General features: G+C 72.9%; 14 protein-coding genes. 9 read left to right on the forward strand and 5 right to left on the reverse strand.

All coding sequences use genetic code 11. From position 1 onward, the window contains the following. The first annotated feature begins 87 nt into the window (after positions 1–87). On the forward strand, positions 88–1,806 hold the full coding sequence (locus ACFV8H_RS03740; RefSeq protein WP_380396368.1) for a protein kinase: 1,719 nt from the start codon (positions 88–90) through the stop codon (positions 1,804–1,806). Positions 1,807–1,810: 4 nt separating this feature from the next. On the opposite strand, the gene ACFV8H_RS03745 is transcribed toward ACFV8H_RS03740, so the two are convergent. Both ACFV8H_RS03745 and ACFV8H_RS03750 read right to left on the reverse strand, forming a co-directional pair. Then, positions 1,811–2,914: a phosphotransferase enzyme family protein gene (locus ACFV8H_RS03745; RefSeq protein WP_380396369.1), complete on the reverse strand. Its 1,104-nt coding sequence runs from the start codon at positions 2,912–2,914 to the stop codon at positions 1,811–1,813. Positions 2,915–2,978: 64 nt separating this feature from the next. Continuing rightward, a complete protein-coding gene (locus ACFV8H_RS03750; RefSeq protein ID WP_350506572.1) occupies positions 2,979–3,638 on the reverse strand; it encodes a response regulator transcription factor in 660 nt (219 codons plus the stop codon). Between the two features lie 427 nt (positions 3,639–4,065). Between ACFV8H_RS03750 and pdhA the strand changes: the two genes are divergently transcribed. From pdhA to ACFV8H_RS03765, 3 genes are read left to right on the forward strand one after another with little or no spacing between them, the layout of a single operon-like run. Continuing rightward, positions 4,066–5,220: a pyruvate dehydrogenase (acetyl-transferring) E1 component subunit alpha gene (gene pdhA, locus ACFV8H_RS03755; RefSeq protein ID WP_375882834.1), complete on the forward strand. Its 1,155-nt coding sequence runs from the start codon at positions 4,066–4,068 to the stop codon at positions 5,218–5,220. Then, a complete protein-coding gene (locus tag ACFV8H_RS03760; RefSeq protein WP_375882831.1) occupies positions 5,220–6,191 on the forward strand; it encodes an alpha-ketoacid dehydrogenase subunit beta in 972 nt (323 codons plus the stop codon). The genes pdhA and ACFV8H_RS03760 overlap by 1 nt, the downstream gene beginning before the upstream one ends. A 15-nt stretch (positions 6,192–6,206) precedes the next feature. Next, positions 6,207–7,664 (forward strand): dihydrolipoamide acetyltransferase family protein, encoded by a 1,458-nt coding sequence (locus ACFV8H_RS03765; protein WP_380396370.1) that lies wholly within the window; start codon positions 6,207–6,209, stop codon positions 7,662–7,664. An 80-nt stretch (positions 7,665–7,744) separates the two neighbouring features. Here the strand turns inward: ACFV8H_RS03765 and ACFV8H_RS03770 are convergent, their stop codons facing one another. Beyond that, a complete protein-coding gene (locus tag ACFV8H_RS03770) occupies positions 7,745–8,650 on the reverse strand; it encodes a hypothetical protein (protein WP_380396371.1) in 906 nt (301 codons plus the stop codon). 204 nt (positions 8,651–8,854) lie between these two features. On the opposite strand from ACFV8H_RS03770, the gene ACFV8H_RS03775 reads away from it, so the two are divergent. From ACFV8H_RS03775 to ACFV8H_RS03785, 3 genes are all read left to right on the forward strand, one after another. Then, positions 8,855–10,084 (forward strand): benzoate/H(+) symporter BenE family transporter, encoded by a 1,230-nt coding sequence (locus tag ACFV8H_RS03775; RefSeq protein WP_380396372.1) that lies wholly within the window; start codon positions 8,855–8,857, stop codon positions 10,082–10,084. A 216-nt stretch (positions 10,085–10,300) separates the two neighbouring features. Further along, positions 10,301–11,533, forward strand: a complete 1,233-nt coding sequence (locus ACFV8H_RS03780) for a M64 family metallopeptidase (RefSeq protein ID WP_380396373.1) — start codon at positions 10,301–10,303, stop codon at positions 11,531–11,533. An 87-nt stretch (positions 11,534–11,620) separates the two neighbouring features. Next, complete coding sequence (locus ACFV8H_RS03785; protein WP_380396374.1) at positions 11,621–12,970, forward strand: nitrate/nitrite transporter; 1,350 nt, start codon at positions 11,621–11,623, stop codon at positions 12,968–12,970. A gap of 59 nt (positions 12,971–13,029) precedes the next feature. Here the strand turns inward: ACFV8H_RS03785 and ACFV8H_RS03790 are convergent, their stop codons facing one another. Together ACFV8H_RS03790 and ACFV8H_RS03795 are read right to left on the reverse strand one after the other, a co-directional pair. Continuing rightward, entirely contained in the window at positions 13,030–13,866 is an 837-nt protein-coding gene (locus ACFV8H_RS03790) for a Bro-N domain-containing protein (protein ID WP_380396375.1), read from the reverse strand. Between the two features lie 168 nt (positions 13,867–14,034). Beyond that, the gene (locus ACFV8H_RS03795; RefSeq protein WP_375882815.1) at positions 14,035–14,856 is read right to left on the reverse strand and encodes a maleylpyruvate isomerase family mycothiol-dependent enzyme; all 822 of its coding nucleotides are present in this window, start codon (positions 14,854–14,856) and stop codon (positions 14,035–14,037) included. Positions 14,857–15,029: 173 nt separating this feature from the next. On the opposite strand from ACFV8H_RS03795, the gene ACFV8H_RS03800 reads away from it, so the two are divergent. After that, positions 15,030–15,827: a carbon-nitrogen family hydrolase gene (locus ACFV8H_RS03800; protein WP_380396376.1), complete on the forward strand. Its 798-nt coding sequence runs from the start codon at positions 15,030–15,032 to the stop codon at positions 15,825–15,827. 147 nt (positions 15,828–15,974) lie between these two features. Further along, complete coding sequence (locus tag ACFV8H_RS03805) at positions 15,975–17,036, forward strand: GntR family transcriptional regulator (protein WP_380396377.1); 1,062 nt, start codon at positions 15,975–15,977, stop codon at positions 17,034–17,036. Positions 17,037–17,108 lie beyond the last annotated feature (72 nt).

The following is a 17,108-nucleotide window of genomic DNA, read 5'->3' on the forward strand; positions in this document are numbered from 1 at the left end:
ACGGGTGCGCGCCGGAAGCGGTAGCGTTCGGGGATACGTAAGCGACAGGGCACCGCGAATCCGAGCGAACGCCCGGGGCGAGGAGCGATGGCACAGACGCAGCAGCCGGACGACGAGACGGGTGCCCGAGCGAACGGCCGGACCGGCGGCACGCCGGGGATCCCCGGGCCGGGCAGCGAATCCGCGACCTCCGCGCTGCCGCCGTTCGGCGGTTCGCAGACACCGGGCCGCGGGGTGCCGATGGGCACGGTCGGCGACGGCCGCTACCGGCTGACCCACCGGCTCGGCCGCGGCGGCATGGCCGAGGTCTTCGCCGCCGAGGACGTGCGGCTGGGCCGCACCGTCGCGGTCAAGCTGCTGCGCGGCGAGCTGGCGCAGGACGACATCGCCCGGGTGCGCTTCACCCGCGAGGCGCACGCCGTCGCGGCGCTCAACCACCACTCGATCGTCGCGGTCTACGACACCGGCGAGGAGTACGTCGGGGACGAGTCCACGCCGTACATCGTGATGGAGCTGGTCGAGGGCCGGACCGTCCGCGAGCTGCTGGCGGACGAGGATGCACCGCCGGTCGACCAGGCGCTGATCATCATCGCCGGGGTGCTGGAGGCGCTGGCCTACAGCCACCGCAACGGCATCGTGCACCGCGACATCAAGCCCGCCAACGTGATCATCACCAACGCCGGCGCGGTCAAGGTGATGGACTTCGGCATCGCCCGGGCGCTGACCGGCGGGGCCACCACGATGACCCAGACCGGCATGGTCATGGGCACCCCGCAGTACCTGTCGCCCGAGCAGGCGCTCGGCAAGCCGGTCGACCACCGCTCCGACCTGTACGCGGCCGGCTGCATGCTCTTCGAACTGCTCACGCTGCGCCCGCCGTTCACCGGCGACACCCCGCTCTCGGTGGTCTACCAGCACGTCCAGGACCCGCCGATGCCGCCCTCGCAGGCCAACGGCCGGGTGCCGGTCGGCCTGGACCCGCTGGTGCTGCGCTCGCTCGCCAAGAACCCGGACGACCGCTTCCAGGACGCCGACGAGTTCCGCGCCCACCTGCAGCACGCGCTGCGCGAGATGCACGGCGCGGGCGGGGCCGGCTGGGTCGGCGCGGGCACCGGGCTGCCCGGGGACACCGGGGCCACCCAGGTGCTCCGGCCGGACCAGGCGGCCGCCACCCAGGCCTTCGGCGCGGTCGGCGCCGGCGACCAGACCTCGGTGATGCCGTACTCCACGGGCGGCCCGCACACCCCCTCCCCGTACCAGGGCGGCGGCTCGTACGGCGGCGGTGGCGGCGAGGACGACCACGGCGACCACGGCGGCCGGCGGCGCGGGCCCTGGGGCTGGCTGGCCGGCGGGATCGCCGTGCTGGTCGCGGCCGGGGCCGGGATCGCCTTCGCGCTCAGCGGCACCGACGTGAAGACGCCCGTCGTGCCCAACACGCCCGAGCCGGCGGTCAGCACCGTCGAGTCGACCACGCCGACCCAGAGCGGCCAGCTGACCCCGCCGCCGTCGACCTCCGGCAGCCGGCGGCCGCAGCAGCCGAGCGACCCCGGGACGTACGGCGGCAGCGGTGGCGGGGGCGGCACCAACATGTCGCCGTCGCCGACGGGGAAGCACACCCCGACCCCGACGCCGACGGCCACCCACACGCCGAGCGCCTCCGCGACGGCGACGGGTGGGGCGAGCTCCTCGGCATCGGCGCCGACCGGTGACGGCTCGACGCCCTCGAAGTCGGCTCCGCCGACGAAGCCGGCCGGCGGCGGGGGCGTGGGCGGGGCAACGCTGCCGCCCCCCGCCAACAACCCCTGACTGATCAGTTGGCGAAGGCGTCCAGGACCTGCTCGTACTCCTGGCACCACCACGCCAACTGGCCCGCGGAGGCGGGGTAGAGCGGGTCGGCCCGGTGGTCGGCCCGCTGGTAGCGCCACTGCAGCATCCAGAAGTCGTTCAGCCGCTCCCACCAGACCCGGTGGACGGCGGCGGCCAGGTGCTCGGCGGTGGCGGCGCCGGAGGCCCGGTAGGCCTGGGAGTAGCGGCGGACCCGGACCAGGTCGAGGGCGCCGCTGGTGCGGTCGTTGAAGAGCAGGGTGGCGGCCCGGACGGCCTCCTCGGCGCGCGGCTGCGGGCCGAGCTTGTCCCAGTCGAGCACCGCGGTGACCCGCTCGCCGCCGTCCGGGCCCGCGGTGTGGATCAGGTTGAGGCCGTGGAAGTCGCCGTGGGTCCAGCCGGTGGGCGGGGCGGCGAGCGGGTCGGGCCGTCGCTGGGCGTGCTCGGCGAGCAGTTCCAGCCGTTCGTCGAGCCGTCGGACGACGAGGGCGTCCAGGTCGCCGTTCGGGCGGTGCTCGCGGGCGCGGCGCCGCAGGTCGCGGGCCAGTTCGGCGCTGTCGAGGGGGTCGGCGCTGCGGTAGCCGTCGGGCTGGTCGAGGGGGGCGCAGACGTCGTCGAGCGCGCCGTGCAGTCGGCCGAGCAGCGCGCCGAGGGCGTCGCACTGCGGCGGTTCGAGCTCCGTACCGTGCCGGTGTCGGCCATCGGTCCAGGGGAACAGGGCGAACAGGCGGCCGTTCAGGCCGGCCACCGTCGCGCCGCGGTCGGAGCAGTTCAGCGGGGGTGCCACCGGCAGGCCGAGGGCGTGCAGGTCGGTCATGGCGCGGTGGTGGGCGAGGATCTTCGGGCGGTTGGCGGTGGCGGCGTCGACGTAGCACTTCAGGAAGTACGCGCCGGCCTCGGTGGTGACCCGGTAACCGCGGTTGAGCAGGCCTTCCGCGACCGGTTCGGCGGTGAGCAGCCGCCCCACCCGGAAGCGGGCCAGGACCTCGGCGAGTGCGCTGCGCGGTACCGGTGGACTGAGGGTCCCTATCGGCGGTGCGGAGAGGTCGGGGCGGGCCGGGGCGCAGGCGAGGGTCTGGCTGAAAGTCACGTGCAGAGGTTATGGCCCCCTGGTGGGGGCCCTTGACAAACCGTCACATGTGTGAAGGACCGTATCAGTACTGATGATCGGCCTGGTGCCGCGCCACGTACGCTGCCGCCTGGGTGCGTCGCTCCATGCCCATCTTGGCGAGCAGACTGGAGACGTAGTTCTTCACCGTCTTCTCGGCCAGGTGCAACTCGTTGCCGATCTGACGATTGGTCATCCCCTCGCCGATCAGATCGAGGATCCGCCGCTCCTGCTTGGTGAGTTGGGCCAGCCGCTCGTCCTCCTTCTCGCCGCCGTCGCGCAGTCGGGCGAGCACCCGGCTGGTGGCGACCGGGTCGAGCAGGGAGCGGCCGGCCGCGACGTCCCGGACGGCGGTGATCAGGTCGGTGCCGCGGATCGCCTTCAGGACGTAGCCGGAGGCGCCGGCCATGATCGAGTCGAACAGCGCCTCGTCGTCGGAGAACGAGGTCAGCATCAGGCACTTGATCTCGGGCAGTCGGGAGCGGATCTCGCGGCAGACCTCGACCCCGTTGCCGTCCGGCAGCCGGACGTCGAGCACCGCGACGTCGGGGTGGACCGCGGGGATCCGGGTGAGCGCCTCGGCGGCGGTGCCGGCTTCGCCGACGATCTCGATGTCGTCCTCGACCGACAGCAGGTCGTGCACGCCCCGTCGGACGACCTCGTGGTCGTCGAGCAGGAACACCCTGATTTGTCCGTTATCAGTCACGCCCAAAGCCTCCCATACCACCGTACAAAAGGCCTATCGTCCCCAGTGCCGTAAAGGCGGGATCCAGCCACACCCGACCGAAACCGATACCGAGAACCCCCTTACGTACGGGCTTCCGCCCGGATAACGTGCGCTGGTGTCCTGAAGGCGCTCGAATTGAGAGCTGCGTCACGCCGACCGTCACCCCCACCCTTTCCGACGGCGAGCCGGGCGCGGCACCCGCGGGGTCGTAGGCCCTGAACAAGTAGGACGTCCTAGCGCAAGCGCGCCAAGGGCGGACGCTGGGTAACGTTCTCGTGAGGGACGCCGTCGGAACAGGATCACCACCTGCCACGCAGTAGGTGCGCACACCCACGCGCGCCCCGCGAGGCGGTGACCGGACCGGTCACCGGCGACCCCGGGCGGCCGGACAGACCGAGGAGTGAACGTGACCGTCAAAAGCACGGCGAGGACCCGCAAGAAGGCGGCCCCCGCTGTTCCTGACACCCTCCGCGCCACGGGAACGGACGTCCAGCCGGAGCTCGTCCAACTGCTCACGCCGGAAGGCGAGCGGGTCGAGCACCCGGACTACCCCCTCACCACCACTCCCGAGGAGCTGCGCTCCCTCTACCGCGACCTGGTGCTGGTGCGCCGGTTCGACGGCGAGGCGACCTCGCTCCAGCGCCAGGGCGAGCTGGGCCTGTGGGCCTCGCTGCTCGGCCAGGAGGCAGCCCAGGTCGGTTCCGGCCGGGCCATGCGCACCGGCGACTACGCCTTCCCGACCTACCGCGAGCACGGCGTCGCCTGGTGCCGCGACGTGGACCCGCTGAACCTGCTCGGCATGTTCCGCGGCGTGAACCACGGCGGCTGGGACCCGAACGAGAAGAACTTCCACCTCTACACCATCGTGATCGGCGCGCAGGCCCTGCACGCCACCGGCTACGCGATGGGCATCACCAAGGACGGCACCGACGACGCGGTGATCGCCTACTTCGGCGACGGCGCGTCCAGCCAGGGCGACGTCAACGAGGCCTTCACCTTCGCCTCGGTCTACAACTCGCCGGTGGTGTTCTTCTGCCAGAACAACCAGTGGGCGATCTCCGAGCCCACCACCACCCAGACCAGGATCCCGCTGTACCGCCGCGCCTCCGGCTTCGGCTTCCCCGGCGTCCGGGTCGACGGCAACGACGTGCTGGCCTGCCTCGCGGTCACCCGCTGGGCGCTCGACCACGCCCGCAGCGGCAACGGCCCGGTGCTGATCGAGGCCTTCACCTACCGGATGGGCGCGCACACCACCTCCGACGACCCCACCCGCTACCGGGCCACCGAGGAGACCGAGGCCTGGAAGGCCAAGGACCCGATCCTGCGGCTGCGCACCCTCCTGGAGAAGGAGGGCCTGGCGGACGAGGAGTTCTTCGCCTCCGTCGACGCCGAGAGCGAGCAACTGGGGCTGCGGGTGCGCGAGGGCGTGCGCAGCATGCCGGACCCGGACCCGACGCTGATCTTCGACCACGTGTACAGCGAGCCGCACGCGCTGGTCGACCAGGAACGGGCCGAATTCGTCGAGTACGCGGCCTCCTTCGAGGCGGGGGAGAACCACTGATGGCCGGTCAGAGCATCGCCAAGGCGCTCAACGACGCGCTGCGCAAGTCGCTGGAGAACGACCCGAAGACCGTCCTGATGGGCGAGGACATCGGCAAGCTCGGCGGCGTCTTCCGGATCACCGACGGCCTGCAGAAGGACTTCGGCGAGGACCGGGTGATCGACACCCCGCTGGCCGAGTCCGGCATCATGGGCACCGCGATCGGCCTCGCGCTGCGCGGCTACCGCCCCGTCGTGGAGATCCAGTTCGACGGTTTCGTCTACCCGGCCTTCGACCAGATCGTCTCCCAGCTGGCGAAGATGCACGCCCGCGCGCTCGGGCACGTCAAGATGCCGGTCACCGTCCGCATCCCCTACGCGGGTGGTATCGGCGCGGTCGAGCACCACAGCGAGTCGCACGAGGCGTACTTCGCGCACACCGCCGGTCTGCGGGTGGTCACGCCGTCCAACGCGCACGACGCGCACTGGATGCTGCGGCAGGCCATCGAGTCCGACGACCCGGTCATCTTCCTGGAGCCCAAGCGGCGTTACTGGGACAAGGGCGAGGTCGGCGCCGCCGCCGACCTGGGCCTGCACGAGGCCCGGATCGTCCGCCCCGGCACCGACCTGACGCTGATCGCGTACGGCCCGATGGTCAAGGTCTGCCAGGAGGCCGCCGCGGCCGCCGAGGAGGACGGCCGCCGGCTGGAGGTCGTCGACCTGCGCTCGCTCTCCCCGGTGGACTTCGCCGCGCTGGAGGAGTCGGTCAAGCGCACCGGGCGGGCCGTCGTGGTGCACGAGGCCCCGGTATTCCTGGGCATGGGCGCCGAGTTGGCCGCCCGGCTCACCGAGCGGTGCTTCTACCACCTGGAAGCACCGGTCCTGCGGGTCGGCGGCTACTTCGCGCCGTACCCGCCGTCCCGCGTCGAGGAGGCCTTCCTCCCCGACCTGGACCGCGTGCTCGACGCCGTCGACCGCGCGCTCGCGTACTGATACCGGGGAGCGAAGATGACCACCGAAGTTCGCTCGCTCCGCGAGTTCAAGATGCCGGATGTGGGAGAGGGCCTCACCGAGGCCGAGATCCTCAGCTGGTACGTCAAGCCCGGTGACACCGTCACCGACGGGCAGGTCGTGTGCGAGGTGGAGACCGCCAAGGCGGCGGTGGAGCTGCCGATCCCGTTCAACGGGGTCGTCGAGCAGCTCTTCTTCCCCGAGGGCGCGACGGTCGACGTCGGCACCGCGATCATCTCGGTGGCGGTCGCCGGGGAAGCGGGGGCCGCTCCGGCCGCCGCACCCGCCCCGGCGCCCGCTGTCGCCGCGGCTCCGGCCGTCGAGGCCGAGCCGGAGCGGCGGGAGGTGCTGGTCGGGTACGGCCCGCGCACCGGCACCGCCCAGCGCCGGGCCCGGCGGACCACCACGGCCGCCGGTACGGCGAAGGCCGCGGCTCCGGCCGCCGCTGCCGTTCCGGTCGCCCCGGTCACTGCCCCGGCTCCGGCCGCTCCGGCCGCTCCGGCCGTGCCCGCCGAACTGCCCTCCGGTGAGCGGCCGTTGGCGAAGCCGCCGGTGCGCAAGCTGGCCAAGGACCTGGGCATCGACCTGCGGTCCGTCACCCCGACCGGTGCGGGCGGGGTGATCACCCGCGAGGACCTGCACGCCCACGCGGCGGCCCAGGCCGCTCCGGCCGCTCCGGCAGCTGAGCCGGTCGTGGCCGAGGCCGTCGAGGTCGTCGGGACCGTGGCGGCTCCGGCGTCGGTGTCCGGTTCGGGCGACGTCCGGGTGCCGATCAAGGGCGTCCGCAAGGCGACCGCGCAGGCGATGGTGGCCTCGGCCTTCACCGCCCCGCACGTCACCGAGTTCGTCCAGGTCGACGTGACCCGCACGATGAAGTTCGTCCGCAAGCTCAAGGAGAGCGGCGAACTGGGCCGGGACGTCCGGGTCAGCCCGCTGCTGCTGGTCGCCAAGGCGCTGCTGGTGGCGATCAAGCGGCACCCGGAGATCAACGCCCAGTGGGACGAGGCGGCCCAGGAGATCGTGGTCAAGGGCCAGGTGAACCTCGGCATCGCCGCGGCCACCCCGCGCGGCCTGATCGTCCCGAACATCAAGGACGCCGGGTCCAAGACCCTTTCGGGCCTGGCCACTTCGCTCGGCGGGCTGGTCGAGACCGCCCGCCAGGGCAAGACCTCGCCGGCCGACATGCAGGGCGGCACGGTCACCATCACCAACGTCGGCGTCTTCGGCGTCGACACCGGCACCCCGATCCTCAACCCGGGCGAGGCGGCCATCCTCGCCTTCGGCGCGGTCCGGGAACTGCCGTGGGTGCACAAGGGCAAGGTGGTCCCGCGCCAGGTCACCACGCTCGCGCTCTCCTTCGACCACCGCCTGGTGGACGGGGAGTTGGGCTCCCGGGTGCTGGCCGACGTGGCCGGGCTGCTGGAGTTCCCGAAGCGCCTGATCACCTGGGGCTGACGCCCCGCCGGATGTGACGAAGGGGCCCTGTTCCGTACCGCTGTACGGAACAGGGCCCCTTCCGCGTACCCGCCCGTCGACTACCGCTGGCGGCGGAGGCGCCGGACGGCGAGCAGGACGCCGGCCCCGAGCGCGAGCAGCGCGGCGGACGAGGTGGCGAGGAAGGCGTTGGTGGAGGAGGCGCCGGTGTGGGCGAGCTCCGGGGTGCCGGCCGGGGCGGTGGTCGCCGGGGTGGCGGTGGGGGCGGGCTGCTCGGTCTTGTCCGCGGCGGGCTTGGCGGGCTTGGCGGGCTTGGCGGGCTTGGCCGGGTCGGCGGGCGCGGGCTTGGCGGCCGGGGACTGCTTCTCCGCGGCGGGCGCGGCCTTGGGGTGGGTGACCTTCACGGTGCGGTTGCCCCAGTACTCCAGGGTGCTCTTGTCGGTCTCGGCGTCTGTCACCAGCGTCAGCGCGCCCAGGTCCTTCGGCGCGTCGGGGGAGAGCGAGACCCGGAACATGATGGCGGTGCCCCGGTTGTTGGCCAGCGGCTGCGCCAGCGAGGCGGTGTCGGCGTCGAGCCCGATGCAGCCCGCGTTGAGCTTGAGCGGCTTCCAGGCGCCGTGCTGCATGACCTCGACCCGTACGTCCTTGGCACGCAGCGGGGTGCCCCGCCCGGCGGCCGACAGGCTGAAGCTCGGGGTGACCTTGGCGACGTCCGCCCCGGTGAAGTTGGTCATCCCCACCCCGACCTCGGTCCAGCTGCCGTCGGCGGCAACGGTGTTGGCCAGGGGGTCGCGGAAGTTCGCGTTCGGGACGGTCGGCTGCTTCGCGGCGGGGTCGACCACCGGGGAGGTGCCGTACCGCTGGTCGCCGCAGGCCCAGCCGGTGTCGGCGGCGATGAACTGGACGCCGCCGGCGAGGACGGTGGTGGCGGCGAGCACGGCGATGCGGCGGCGGCCGGAGAAGGCGCGGTCGTTCTTCGCAAAACGGGTGATAACGGACGTGCGCATGGCGTGACTCCCCAGGGTCATGGGTCTGACGGTGTGTGGTGAAGACGACCGGCCACCGCTCCTGACGAGCGGAAGCGCCCCCCGGCTCTGCCGGTCTCGCTCTCCGTGCCTTCACCCTGATAGACGTCCATCCCTGCCGGGGGTTGCAGGTGGATCGAAAACTTTTTTCGGGAGTCTTCGACCGGGGTTCGGGATACTGCCGGAATGACGGATGAACTGACGATCAGCCCGGAGACGGTGACGGGTGGGGCCGGGGAACGTCGGTCGCTGCGGCGGGACGTGTCGGTGCCGGCCTTGCTGGCGGGGCTGGTCTGCGTCGCGGTGTCGTTCTCCGGGCCGCTGGTGGTCGTGCTCGCGGCGGCCGCCGCCGGGCGGCTGGACCCGGCGCACACCTCCTCCTGGATCTGGGCGGTGGCGATCGGCAGCGGTGTGAGCGGCTTCGCGCTCAGCTGGTGGACCAGGACGCCGGTGATCGCCGCCTGGTCCACGCCGGGGGCGGCGCTGCTGGTGACCAGCCTGGGCCACTACCCGTACCGGGAGGCGATCGGGGCGTTCCTGGTGAGCGCGGCCGTGGTGGCGCTGTTCGGGGTGACCGGGTGGTTCGGCCGGCTGATCGCGGCCGTGCCGGTGGGGATCGTGAACGCGATGCTCGCGGGCATCCTGTTCTCCTTCGGCGCCGGGATCTTCGGTGCCGTGCACGGCGCGCCGGTGCTGGTGGTGGGCAGCTTCGCGGCCTTCCTGCTGGCCAAGCGGTTCTCGCCGCGGTACGCCGTGCTGATCGCGCTGGTGGTCGGCGGGGTGCTGGCGGCCCTCACCGTCGGGCTGCCGCTGCACCTGGGCTCGGGCGGGCCGACCGTCCCGGTGCTGACCGTGCCGGCCTTCTCCTGGTCGGCCCTGGTGGGGCTGGCGCTGCCGCTCACCATCGTCGCCCTGGCCTCGCAGAACGCGCCCGGGCTCGGGGTGATGCGGGCCTTCGGCTACCGGGCCGACGACCGGCTGCTGATCGGTGCGACCGGGGCGGTGTCGGTGCTGGTGGCGCCGTTCGGCTCGCCCGGGGTGAACCTGGCGGCGATCACGGCGGCGATCTGCTCCGGCCCGGAGGCCCACCCGGACCCGCGCCGCCGCTACGTCGCGGGGATGTCCTCGGGCGTGCTGTACGTGCTGGTGGGCAGCTTCGGAGGGGTGCTGGTGAGCCTGTTCACCGGGCTGCCGAAGGAGCTGATCGCGGTGGTCGCCGGGGTCGCGCTGCTGGCCTCGCTGCAGGGCAGCCTGGCGGCGGCGGTCGCGGCGGAGCGCGGGCGGGACGCGGCGGTGGTGACCTTCCTGGCGAGCGCCTCGGGGATGAGCCTGTTCGGCATCGGCTCGGCCTTCTGGGGACTGCTCTTCGGCCTCGGGACGCACCTGCTGCTGGACGTGGGCAAGCGCTCCCGGTGAGTTGCGGGCAAGCGCTCCCGGTGAGCCGCGGGGGAGCCCTCCCGGGATGGACGGGGGCGCCCCCGAGATTGATTGGTATGACAGGTACAACGGGAATCGTTCGGCCAGGTCGGTGACATTTTCTGCGGCCGGTGGGGGCGACACGCCGGTACGGGTACGTCTCCGCTCCACCACCCGGGCGACACCGGGTGACCGGAGCCCCGAGGACGCACCCGTATGCCTGCTGGCAACCCTGGCCGTCTCGTCCGGAGTCTGGCCGCCCTCGTACTGGTGTCCACCGCCGTACTCCCGGCCGCCCTGGAACTCGTCGGCCCCTCGCCGTTCGGCGTGATCGGGGCGGGCGCCCCCGTGGACCGGGCGGTGCCCCCGCACACCGCCCTCCGCGCCGACCGGCGGATGCTCACCGCCGCCCCGACCTTCGACATACGCCGCACCGGGGACCCGACCAACCGGATCACCCTGGTCCTGCTCGGCGACGGCTACACCGCGGACGAGCAGGAGGCGTTCCGGCAGCAGGCCGACAAGGCCTGGCACGCGCTGATGGACATCGAGCCGTTCCGCACCTACCAGGGGTTCTTCAACATACGGCGGGTCGAGGTGGTCTCCCCGATCTCCGGGATAGCCGAGACCGAGAGCCGCGGCCGCCACCCCGCCACCCCGCTGGGCATGCACTTCTGGTGCGAGGGCACCGCCCGGCTGCTCTGCGCCGACGAGGGCGCCACCGCCCGCTACGCCGGGGACAGCACCGGCCCGCAGTACCTGATCGCGCTGGCCAACTCGGTCGAGTACGGCGGCGCCGGGGGCACCGGGGTGACCACCCTGGCCGGGGGCAGCCCGGACGCCGGACGGATCATCCAGCACGAGATCGGCCACACCGTGGGGGACCTCGGCGACGAGTACGACAGCGCCCCGGACGACGCCGACTACCCGAACCTCTCCACCCTCAACGCCGAGGACATGCTCAAGAAGCAGACCAAGTGGTGGCGCTGGCTGGGCGCCGTCTCGCCGGACGGCGCCGGCACTGTCGGGGCGTACCGCAGCGCCAACGGCCTCTACCGGCCCACCCCCGACTCCGTGATGCGCACCCTGGGCAGTGCCTACAACCTGCCCTCCCGCGAGGCGATCGTCCAGGAGCTGTACCGCAAGGTCCGGCCGACCGACGCCCCGTCGCCGCCGCCCGGCGAGGTCGCCGGGCTCCCCCGGCTGGACGTCCGGCCGCTGCCGCTGACCGGCGCCCGGCAGCTGACGGTGGACTGGAAGGTGGACGGCGCCCCGGCCGCCCCGCAGGCCGTGGACGGGGGCCGCCTGGACACCGCGCAGCTGGACCTCGCCCCGGGCCGGACGGCGACCGTGACGGCGACCGTCCGGGACACCACGGACTGGGTGCGGGACGAGGCCTTCCGGGACCGCTACATGACCCGGTCGGTGTCCTGGACGGTCACCGGCTGAGAGCCGGACGGTCGCCGGCCGGGGTTCGCGAGCTCACACCGAGGGGACCTGGGCGTCCAATCATGGGATGACTAGTCTGGACGGACTATGACCGTGGAGCCCGCTCGTTCAGCCGCGTCCCCGTCCGTCCCCGCTCCTCGGTCCACCGTCGAGCCGCCGACGGCCGGGGCCCCCGTACCGCCCGGCGGCCGGGCGGCCTGGCTGGCCTGGTCCGTCGGCGTCAGCGTCTACGTCCTGGCCGTCATCCACCGCACCAGCCTCGGCGTGGCCGGACTGGACGCCGCCGAACGCTTCGGCATCGGCGCCTCGGCGCTGTCCACCTTCTCGATCCTCCAGGTGCTGGTCTACGCGGCCATGCAGGTCCCGGTCGGCCTGCTGGTCGACCGGTTCGGGCCGCGCCGGGTGCTGCTGCTCGGCGTACTGCTGCTGAGCACCGGTCAGCTGGCCTTCGCGTTCAGCTCCTCCTTCGCCCCAGCGCTGGCCTCCCGGGCCGTGCTCGGCTGCGGCGACGCGATGACCTTCATCAGCGTGCTGCGGATCGCCGCCCGGTGGTTCCCGGCGGCGAAGAACCCCTTCGTCGCCCAGCTGACCGGCCTCGCCGGGATGGGCGGCAACCTGGTCACCACCGTGGTGCTCGCCCAGGCGCTGCACAGCGAGGGCTGGACGCCCACCTTCACCGCGATCGCACTGCTCGGCGTGGCGGTGTTCGCCCTGGTCGCGCTCTTCCTCCAGGAGGCCCCGACGGCCGTACGACCGGTCGACCCGCCGGTCGGCACGCCGGCCGCCCGCCCGAAGGTCCGACGGCAGATCCAGGACTGCTGGCGGGAGCCGGGCACCCGGCTGGGCCTGTGGATCCACTTCACCACCCAGTTCCCCGGCAACGCCTTCGGCCTGCTCTGGGGCATGCCCTACCTGATCGAGGCCCAGGGGATGACCCGGGGCGAGGCCGGCGGGCTGCTGACCCTGCTGGTGCTCGCCAACATGGCCTGCGGGTTCCTCTTCGGCCGACTGCTCTCCCGCACCGCCCGGACCCGGATGCCCATCGTGCTCACCGTCATCGCCACCACCGCGCTCGGCTGGGCACTCGTGCTCGCCTGGCCCGGCGGGCACCCGCCGATGTGGCTGCTGATCGGGATCATCCTGGTGATGGGCAGCAACGGCCCCGCCTCACTGGTCGGCCTGGACTACGCCCGCACCCGCAACCCGGCCGAACGGCTCGGCACCGCCTCCGGGATCGTCAACATGGGCGGCTTCATCGGCACGATGATCACCCTGTTCGGCATCGGCGTCCTGCTCGACGCCCTCTCCCCGTCCGGCACCGGGTCCTACTCCGCCGACGCCTTCCGCTGGGCGTTCTGCTGGCAGTACGTGCCGCTCGCGGTGGGGACGGCGATGATCCTGCGGCTCCGGCGGAGGGTTGTGGCGGCGGACGCGTAGGGTTTCCGACCTGCGGAAATGCCGGTAACCATCGCTAGAAGCGATGGTTACCGGCGGGATCAGCCGCCGTACTCGCGCATCAGCTCGGCGATCTGCGGCGCGGTTCCGTAGATCCGGGCGCCGTGCATCTCCACGGTCAGGGTTCCTTGCCGCGGCACTCGGTCGGGTTGGGGTTTCGCCGTTTCCCGGAGCCGGATCAGGTCCACCAGCTTCAACTTCGGGCAGCCCGGGACGATCCGGCTGCCCCGGATGCCGACCCGCTCCCCACCCGGGCAGGCGAAGTACGCACCGAACGGCGGCCCGCTGTCCTCCTCCCGGCTCGGCAGGTGGAACACCATCTCCCCGTGCCGGCAGTGGACCGTCCCGTCGGAGTGGACGGTCAGGCCGGGCCAGGCCTCGTGTTCGATCTCCGCGACGATCCGCACCTGCTGCCCGATCGCCTCGGCCAGGGTCTCCGCCATCCGCCGCTGCTGGGTGGGGATGTCGGTGTCGCCTCGGCGGACGGAGGGGAGAAGCTCTTCGGTGACCCAATTGCGGAACGGCCGGGCTGCGGTCTTGTCCGACCTCATGAGGAGGCTGTACAGACCGGCCTCGCTCACCACGCCGAGCAATGGATTCCCCTGCCGGTAGGGTTTCTGACCTGCGGCAACGTCGAATGGCCCCATCTGATGGGTTGATACCGAGCGCTGGTCGACGGTGCGGTGCTGATGGGGCTCCAGCCCGTTGACGGCAGTGGTCGGATTACGTCGACCCACGATCCGGCACACGTCCGCCGTGACGAACCACGGCTCCCCGTCGATCATCACGACGCGGATCGGCTGCCCGGTGACCGGGAAGCTCGACCGCACCAGCACCATCTGTTCCTGCTGTTCCCGCTGTTCCTGTTCGTCGTCCATCTGGACGCCCCTCCTTCTTCCGGGTGATGGCAGTGCTGCCCGGTGAAACGAGGCCAAACAGGTGAGGTTGCTGGTGCTGGATTGACGTATGGGTGCACGAGTGGTGCCGACCCGGCGCGCGGTCGTGCGTGTACGCCGGGTGGTGCGCGCTGGGCTCGGCGGAGCGGCTCAGATGGTGACGGAGAAGGTGGCCAGGACCCGTTCGGCCAGTTCCTTGTCGCCCTCGACGCTGACCGGGCCGGGTCGGCCGCGGCCGCAGGCGAGGCGGACGTAGGTCTCCCAGTCCATGGTGAGCTGGACGTCGGGGGCCAGGCTGATCGACTCGTCGACGCTGCCGCGCCCGGTGGCGTCCACCCGGACGGTGCGCAGGAACTCCACCGGGCCGGTCACGTCCAGGACGAGGGCCGTCCCGGCCGGGGCGCCGGCGGTGTGGGCGACGGCCTTGGGCAGCAGCTCCAGCAGGACGTCCCGGGCGATCAGGGCGCCGGGGGAGTCCAGGTTGCCGGGGGCGTCGAGGGCCCGGCGCAGGTCCTGCTCGTGGACCCAGACGTCGAAGGCCCGCATCCGCAGCAGCTGGTGGTACGGCACGTCCGTGGCCAGCGGACCGGCGGGCCAGCGGGCCGGCTCCCCGGGCGTCTGCTTGGCGTTCCGCAGCGCGCGGGAGCGGCGGATGATCGTGTACTCCAGCTCGCTGGTCATCTCCAGCGCGGTGTGGCAGCGGCGCTTGTCGACCGGCAGTTCGACGTAGCGGGCGAAATCGGTGGTCACGTGGCGAAGGTCACGCGGCAGCGAGTGGATCGGGCGGGGGTCGCCGAGGAGCTCGGACTCGACCGCGATCACGTGCGAGACGACGTCCCGGACCGACCAGCCGGGGCACTCGGTGGCCCGGTTCCAGGAGCCTTCGGGGAGGGGGGCGACCAGCTCCGATATGGACTCGATGCTCTGGGTCCACGCCTCCGTGTAAGCCTGCACGGTCTGGTTGTCCGTCACGGGAATCTCCGGCCCTCCGTCAGCTTTCCTACGCTCGGCGCCCGGCCGTCGCGGTCGGCCGGGATGGTCCGGCTTCCGGGCGCGCACGCTAACCGCACGTTACGCTGCCGGGAGACAGCTGGGCAGCGCTTTCGGGTGACGATCGTAGGTCTCTTGTCGTGGACGGTGGTACTGTGCGCGCTTCATTGATCCAACTCGCGGTCTCCGACGCCGAGCCGGCCGCCGAACGGCGGGCCCGGGCCGCGTCGCTGGTACGGGCCCAGCAGGGTGCCGACCTGGTGGTCCTGCCGGAGCTGTGGCCGCTCGGCGGCTTCGCCCACGACCTCTGGTCGGAGGGTGCGGAGACGCTCGACGGGCCCACCTCGGACGCGATGGCGGCCGCCGCGCGGGCCGCCGGGGTGTGGCTGCACGCCGGTTCGATCGTCGAACGCGACCCGGACGGTCCGATCTACAACACCTCGATGGTGTTCGCCCCGGACGGCGAGCTGGTGCACACCTACCGCAAGATCCACCGCTTCGGCTTCGACAGCGGTGAGGCGGTGGTGATGGGCGCCGGGCAGGAGATCGTCACCGCGCCCACCGAGTTCGGCACCCTGGGCCTGGCCACCTGCTACGACCTGCGCTTCCCCGAGCTGTTCCGGGCGCTGCTGGACGCCGGGGCCCAGTTGCTGGTGGTCCCGGCGGCCTGGCCGGCCAAGCGGCGCGAGCACTGGACGCTGCTGGCCCGGGCCCGGGCGGTGGAGGAGCAGGCCTTCGTGCTGGCCTGCAACACGGCCGGGACGCACGCCGGGGTCGAGCAGGCCGGGCACAGCATCGTGGTGGATCCGTGGGGTCGGGTGCTGGCCGAGGCCGGGCCGGCCGAGGAGGTGCTGACCGTCGAGTTCGACCCGGCCGAGGTGGGTCGGGCGCGTGAGGAGTTCCCGGTGCTGCGGGACCGCCTGCTCGGCATTCCGGCGCCGGTCCAGCGGTAGGCACGGGCGGGGGCACGGGGTCCGGGTGGGTTGGTTCGTACCTGCTCCGGGTCCGTTTGAGAAGATGAGCACTCGTCGTGTTCCCCGCCGCCGGTCGGCCGGTCCGTCGCGGGTCGGTACGGTGGCCCGCCCCAGGAGGTCGCGCGCATGTCCGGCACCGGCGCCGGCGACACCCCCCGCCCCGTCGTCATCCAGCGCAACAGCCTGCGCGAGCAGATCGCCGGCGCGCTCCGCGAGGAGATGATGGCCGGCCGGCTGGAGGCCGGCCGCAACTTCACCGTCAAGGAGATCGCCGAGCTGTACGGCGTCTCCGCGACCCCGGCCCGCGAGGCGCTGGTCGACCTCGGCGCCCAGGGGCTGCTGCGGGCCGAGCACCACCGCGGCTTCACGGTGCCGGAGCTGGGCTGGGAGGACTTCCTGGAGATCTTCGAGGCCAGGGTGCTGCTCACCGACAGCTTCCACCGCCAGTTCGCCACCCGCCGGGCCCTGCCCGACCTCACCCGGCTGCCCTCGCTGAGCCGCCGGGCCGACGCGGCGGTGCGGGCCGCCCGGGCCGGGAACCTGGACGTGATGGTGGGCTGCGACCGCCGGTTCTGGCAGGAGGTCTCCGCCCTGCTCGGCAACCGCCGGATCGCGGAGTACCTGGACTGGCTGCGGGTGCAGTCCTGGATGTTCGCCGCGCGGTACCTGCGGGCGATGCCCACCCTGGGCGGGGTCTGCTGGGACCGCCACCCGGACCTGGTCGACGCGATCGGGGCCCGCGACCTGCACGGCGCGCACCGGATCATCTGCGAGTACAACCTCTTCACCGTCCGGCTGCTGGCCGGGCTGGCCGGGCGGCCGCTGGAGTCGGTGACGGTGCTCGGGCTGCTCACCGAGGTCGCGGACGGCGAACCGCTGCCCGTCCCGGTGGAGCCGCCCGCGTCGCAGCCGGGGTGGCACCGGCCCCGTCAGCTCCCGGCGGACCGGCCGGCGCCGGACGCCGCGGAGGAGTACGGGGCCGCGCCGGAGTCCGGGACGGCCCGGGGCGGGCGGTCCCGGCGGGGGGACGAGGTCGGCCGCGAACTGGGCCGTGAGCTGGGACTCGGCCTCGGCCTGGTGCCGCAGCCGCGCTGGGTGCCGCACACCAGGTTCGGCCGACGGCTGCCCGAGCCGCCCCCCGAGGCTCCGCAGGGACGGCCCGATCCGCGCCCGGCCCCGGGCCGGTAGGGTGGGCGGGCGTCGGACCGGCCGCCCGCACGGGCCGTCCGGGTACCGACCCCGCCCCCCGTCGTCGCCCCG

Source organism: Kitasatospora sp. NPDC059827 (assembly GCF_042731675.1).
Taxonomy (GTDB): domain Bacteria; phylum Actinomycetota; class Actinomycetes; order Streptomycetales; family Streptomycetaceae; genus Kitasatospora.

What these genes read in the sequence shown, in the direction of transcription:
- ACFV8H_RS03740 (WP_380396368.1), top strand. Translation starts at nt 88, where the DNA reads ATGGCACAGACGCAGCAGCCGGACGACGAGACGGGTGCCCGAGCGAAC.
- ACFV8H_RS03760 (WP_375882831.1), top strand. Translation starts at nt 5,220, where the DNA reads ATGGCCGGTCAGAGCATCGCCAAGGCGCTCAACGACGCGCTGCGCAAG.
- ACFV8H_RS03765 (WP_380396370.1), top strand. Translation starts at nt 6,207, where the DNA reads ATGACCACCGAAGTTCGCTCGCTCCGCGAGTTCAAGATGCCGGATGTG.
- ACFV8H_RS03770 (WP_380396371.1), bottom strand. Translation starts at nt 8,650, where the DNA reads ATGCGCACGTCCGTTATCACCCGTTTTGCGAAGAACGACCGCGCCTTC.
- ACFV8H_RS03775 (WP_380396372.1), top strand. Translation starts at nt 8,855, where the DNA reads ATGACGGATGAACTGACGATCAGCCCGGAGACGGTGACGGGTGGGGCC.
- ACFV8H_RS03780 (WP_380396373.1), top strand. Translation starts at nt 10,301, where the DNA reads ATGCCTGCTGGCAACCCTGGCCGTCTCGTCCGGAGTCTGGCCGCCCTC.
- ACFV8H_RS03785 (WP_380396374.1), top strand. Translation starts at nt 11,621, where the DNA reads ATGACCGTGGAGCCCGCTCGTTCAGCCGCGTCCCCGTCCGTCCCCGCT.
- ACFV8H_RS03790 (WP_380396375.1), bottom strand. Translation starts at nt 13,866, where the DNA reads ATGGACGACGAACAGGAACAGCGGGAACAGCAGGAACAGATGGTGCTG.
- ACFV8H_RS03805 (WP_380396377.1), top strand. Translation starts at nt 15,975, where the DNA reads ATGTCCGGCACCGGCGCCGGCGACACCCCCCGCCCCGTCGTCATCCAG.